Annotated in this window: 5 protein-coding genes; 4 read left to right on the forward strand and 1 reads right to left on the reverse strand. The window is 70.3% G+C overall.

Annotated elements, in window-relative coordinates:
• Nucleotides 1-50: 50 nt before the first annotated feature.
• On the reverse strand, nt 51-1,430 hold the full coding sequence (gene ffh / locus H0W40_RS19170; protein WP_292449422.1) for a signal recognition particle protein: 1,380 nt from the start codon (nt 1,428-1,430) through the stop codon (nt 51-53).
• A gap of 139 nt (nt 1,431-1,569) precedes the next feature.
• Here ffh and H0W40_RS19175 point away from each other — a divergent pair, with 139 nt between their 5' ends.
• The 4 genes from H0W40_RS19175 to H0W40_RS19190 form a co-directional block, all read left to right on the forward strand.
• Nucleotides 1,570-2,397 carry an inner membrane protein YpjD gene (locus H0W40_RS19175; protein ID WP_292449423.1) on the forward strand — a complete coding sequence of 276 codons (828 nt, stop codon included), beginning with the start codon at nt 1,570-1,572 and terminating at the stop codon, nt 2,395-2,397.
• Between the two features lie 41 nt (nt 2,398-2,438).
• A complete protein-coding gene (locus H0W40_RS19180; protein ID WP_367153847.1) occupies nt 2,439-2,675 on the forward strand; it encodes a PP0621 family protein in 237 nt (78 codons plus the stop codon).
• On the forward strand, nt 2,672-4,540 hold the full coding sequence (locus tag H0W40_RS19185; RefSeq protein ID WP_292449425.1) for an ATP-binding protein: 1,869 nt from the start codon (nt 2,672-2,674) through the stop codon (nt 4,538-4,540). The genes H0W40_RS19180 and H0W40_RS19185 overlap by 4 nt, the downstream gene beginning before the upstream one ends.
• Nucleotides 4,537-4,999 (forward strand): response regulator (locus H0W40_RS19190; RefSeq protein WP_292449426.1); only part of this gene is annotated, 463 nt, incomplete at its 3' end. The genes H0W40_RS19185 and H0W40_RS19190, both read left to right, overlap by 4 nt.

Genomic DNA, 4,999 nt, shown 5'->3' on the forward strand with positions numbered 1-4,999 from the left:
CTTGTGCGGCGCGCCGCACAAGGCCGCGGCTCGACAAGGAACCTGGAATGTCAGCGCGGCAGGCCCATGCCGCCCGGACCGCCCATGCCGCCCATGCGTTTCATCATCTTCATCATGCCGCCGCCCTTCATCTTCTTCATCATGTCCTGCATCTGCTCGAACTGCTTGAGCAGGCGGTTGATCTCCTGCACCTGCACGCCGGCTCCGCCGGCGATGCGGCGCTTGCGCGAAGCCTTGAGCAGCTCGGGTTTGCGGCGCTCCTGCGGCGTCATCGACCGGATGATCCCTTCCATGCGGCGCACCTCGCGCTCGGCGCGGTCCATGTCGGCAGCTCCGAGCTGACCGGCCTTGCCGGCGAGCTGGCTGGGCAGCTTGTCCATCAGGCCAGCCAGGCCGCCCATGTTCTTCATCTGCGAGATCTGCGCGAGGAAATCGTCGAGGTCGAACCCGCCGCCCGACTTGACCTTGTCGGCGAGCTTTTGCGCCGCCTGTACGTCGACGCCCTTTTGCACCTCCTCGACCAGCGCCACGATGTCGCCCATGCCGAGCACGCGGCCGGCGTGGCGCTCGGCGTCGAATACCTCCAGGCCGTCGATCTTCTCGGACACGCCGGCGAACTTGATCGGAGCGCCCGTCACCTGGCGCACGCTGAGCGCCGCGCCGCCGCGCGAGTCGCCGTCGAGCTTGGTGAGCACGATGCCGGTCAGCGGCAGCGCCTCCTTGAAGGCCTTGGCGACGTTGACGGCGTCCTGGCCCTGCATCGCATCGACGACGAACAGCGTCTCGATGGGTTTGAGTGCCGCATGCAGATCGCGGATCTCGGCCATCATCGCCTCGTCGATCGCCAGCCGGCCGGCGGTATCGACCAGCAGCACATCGAAGAAATGCCGCTTCGCGTGGTCGAGTGCGGCGCGGGCGATGTCCACCGGCTTGTCGCTCGCCTGCGAGGGGAACCACTCCGCCCCGGCCTGCTTGGTCACCGTGCGCAGCTGCTCGATCGCGGCCGGCCGGTAGACGTCGCCCGAGACCGTCAGCACTTTCTTCTTGCGCGCGATCAGGTGACGCGCGAGCTTGGCAGTGGTCGTGGTCTTGCCGGCGCCCTGCAGGCCGGCCATGAGGATGACCGCCGGCGGCTGCGTTGCGAGATCGAGTTCGCTCACGCCGCCGGCGCCCATCGTCGCGGCCAGCTCCCTGTGCACCACGCCGACCAGCGCCTGCCCGGGCGAGAGCGAGCCCACCACTTCCTGGCCCAGCGCCTTTTCCTTCACCCGCGCGATGAAGTCGCGCACCACCGGCAGCGCCACGTCGGCTTCGAGCAGGGCCATGCGCACCTCGCGCAGCATGTCCTGCACGTTCTCTTCGGTGATGCGGGCCTGCCCGCGCATGGTCTTGACCAGGCGACTGAGGCGTTCGGAAAGGGCGGAGGCCATGCAGGAGTTCTCGGGTTGGTGTGCGCAGCCATGCAGTCGTGACGGCCACCTCGCGGCCTACGAATTTATTGCGTGGACGCGCCTGTGAAGAGCACCGTACAACGGCTCTCTCGAGAGCCGCGAAAGTACACTGCGACCCATGATTTTATCGCCAGGGGCCTCTGTCGCGAGCCTGCTGCCGCTCGCCGCGACCAGCGTGGTCGCCTTGCTGGCTTATCTGCTGGCGGGCCTGGGCCGGCAGGCGGACTGGCGGGGCGGCGCGCTGGTGATCGGCTGGGTGGCGCATGCCTTCGCGATCGTCGTGCACGGCGTGGGCGTGGGGGAGCCGGCGCCGGGGGCTCGCTTCGGCTTCGCACCGGCGCTGTCGGTGACGCTGTGGCTGGTGCTCGCGGTCTACGCCATCGAGAGTCGCTTCGTGCCGATCGCCGGTGTGCGCCGTACGCTGGCGCTGCTCGGGGCCGGCGCTGTGAGCTTGGCGCTGCTCTTTCCCGGCGAGCTGCGCGCGCATGGCGGCTCGCCGTGGGCGCCGCTGCACTGGGTGCTCGGCATCGCGTCTTACGGTCTGTTCGGTGCTGCGTTGTTGCATGCCGCGTTGCTGCGCCGCGCGGAGCAGCGATTGCGCGGCAAGCCGGTGGCCGGCGAGGCGCTGCCTGCACCCGATGCGCTGCCGCTGCTGCGGCTCGAGACGCTGACCTTTCGCTTCGTCGGCGCGGGTTTCGCGGTGCTGTCGGCCACCCTGCTGCTCGGCTGGTGGTTCGCCGACCCGTGGCGCTGGGATCACAAGGCGGTGTTTTCGGTGCTTGCCTGGGCCGTGTTCGCCGCGCTGCTGGCCGGGCGCCGTGCTTTCGGCTGGCGCGGCCACCTCGCGACACGCTGGCTTTATGTGGGCGCGCTGCTGCTGCTGCTGGCTTACGTGGGTTCGCGCTTTGTGATCGAGGTGCTGCTCTTGCGCGGCACCACGCAGTGAATGCAGGCTGATTGCGCACCGATGGCGCATCGACGGATCGAATGGCGATGATGAAGTACGTGGTGCTCGTGCTCGTGATCGCCGCCGTGCTGTGGTGGGCGCGCTCGCGCTCGCGCACGGCGACGCGCAAGCCGAACGCTGCGCCGCCGGCCTTGCAGGCCATGGTGCCGTGCACGCATTGCGGAGTGCACCTGCCGCGCGCCGAAGCCGTGCCCGGCGTGCTCGGCCTCTACTGCAGCGACGAGCACCGCCGCGTGTGCGGCGACCGCTCCCGATGACCGGACGCGCCGGCCGCGGCGGTGCTGCGGCCCCCGAGGCTTCGTGGTTCGGCGCGCTCGAGGGCCATTCGCCCAGCGACGACGCCGCGGCGCACTCCCGCCTTGACCGCGGTGAATCACGCGACGGCAACGCTGCCGATTCGCGTTTCCTGTCGCGCCAGGCTCGGCGCATTGCCAGCACCGGGCAAACCGGTCTGATGCTGCTGTACCGCGCCTTCGTCGCCGCGCGTGCTGCGCTCAGTGTGGTGCTGCTCGCCACCGAGGTGCTCATCACCTGGCTCGCTGCACAGCCGCGCGCCGACCTCGTGCTCGCCCTGTGCGCCGCTTATGCCTTCGCGGCCGTGGCACTGTGGCTGATGCCCGAGCTGCTCGGGCGCGCGCCGGCCACCGGCACGCGGCTGCGCAACCGGCAATGGCTGGCCACCATCGGCCTTGATCTGCTCGTGTTCGCCACCCTGCATCTGCTGACCGACGGGAGCGCGCTCAACTATTCGGCGCTGCTGGTCTTGCCGGCGTTGATGGCCGGCGTGCTCACACCGCAGCGGCAGGCGCTCGGCGTGTCGGCCGCCGGCACGCTGGTGCTGCTGGCGGCGGCGTGGTTCAACGGTGGTGCTCATACACCGCTGCTGCTCACGCAGGCCGGCCTGGCGGGCGCGGGGCTCTTCGTCGTCAGCCTGCTCGCGGGCGAGCTGTCGGGCCGGCTCGCCCGCGAGGAGCGAACGGCGCGGGGCAGCTTCGAGCTGGCGCGCCAGCAGGCCCAGCTCAACCGGCTGGTGCTCCAGGAGATGCAGGATGGCGTGATGGTGGTCGATCGCCGGGGCCGCGTGCGTGCCGCCAACCCGGCCGTGCGCCTGCTGCTCGGCGAGCCGCAGGTCACGCTGAATGAAAGCTTCGCGCTGACCGGCGTGGCGGCGTGGGAGCCGTTGGTGCTCGCGGTCGATCGCGCGTTTGCCGACGGCAGCTGGCCGGAGAGCGGGCGCGACGTGAGCCTGCCCCGAGCGGCGACCGGCAAGCCCGGGCCGCGGCATGGATCGACACAGATGCGACTGCGTGTGCGTTTCACGCAGCGCCAGGAAAGCAGCCAGCTGGAGGAGTACTGCGTGCTTTTTCTGGAAGATCTGCGTAGCGTGCAGGCGCGCGCGCGCCAAGAGAAGCTGGCCGCTATGGGCCGCGTGTCGGCCGGCATCGCGCACGAGATCCGCAATCCGCTCGCCGCCATCCTGCAGGCCAACGCGCTGCTCGCTGAAGACGCCAACGACGCGCAGGCACGCCAGCTCACGCGCATCGTGGCGGAGAACGCCGAGCGCCTGAAGCGCATCGTCGATGACGTCATGGAAGTCGCTCCCGGTCCGCAGCGCGCGCCGTCTCCGCTCGACGCCAGCGCGCAGGTGGCCGCGATCTGCGGCGAATGGGCGCGCATAGCCGGCCTGCGCCTCGGCACCGACAGCGCGGTGCAGATCGAGCTCCCCGCGCAGCCGCTGGGCGTGGTGTTCGATGGCGAGCACCTGCGCCGCGTGCTGGTGAATCTGCTCGACAACGCGCTGCGCCACGGCAGCGCCGCGCCGGGCGCCGTACAGGTGCGGCTGGCCGAGGCCGGAGAGGGCCGCGCTCTGCTCACCGTGCACAGCGACGGCGACGTGATCGCGCCCGAAGTCGAGCGCCATCTGTTCGAGCCCTTCTTCTCGACGAGGAGCCGCGGCACCGGCCTGGGCTTGTATATTTGCCGTGAGCTGTGCGAGCGGTACGGCGCCAGCATCGACTACCGCGCGCGGGCCGGCACCGAGCGCCACCGCAACGAGTTCTCGGTCACGATGCGCCGCGGGGCGCTGGCCGCCAGCGAAACCCGGCTTCCCTTGAGTTCATGAGCTCCGCTTCCCACTTCAGTGTGCTCGTGGTCGACGACGAGCCCGACCTGCGCACGCTCTACGAGCTGACCCTGCTGCGCGAGGGCTACGACATCGAGACCGCCGGCAGCGTCGAGGACGCGTGGGCGCAGTTGAAGGACCGCAGCTTCAGCGCCGTCATCACCGACATGCGCCTGCCCGACGGCCTGGGCCTCGAACTGCTGCGCCGGCTGGAGGAGGCGGGGCGCCGCGAGAAGATCATCGTCATCACGGCCTACGGCTCCGCCGAGAGCGCGGTCGAAGCGCTCAAGGCGGGGGCCTACGATTACCTGACCAAGCCGGTGGACCTCAAGGTGTTTCGCAGCGTCGTCGCCGCCGCGCTCGGCCGCGGCACGGCCAGCAGCCCGACGGTGCAGCCCGATCAATTGCCCTCGGAGAGTGGCGGTGCGCGCGCCTTGCGGCCGGCGCGCGCTCCGGCCG

Source organism: Methylibium sp., from assembly GCF_013817345.1.
Classification (GTDB): domain Bacteria; phylum Pseudomonadota; class Gammaproteobacteria; order Burkholderiales; family Burkholderiaceae_C; genus Methylibium.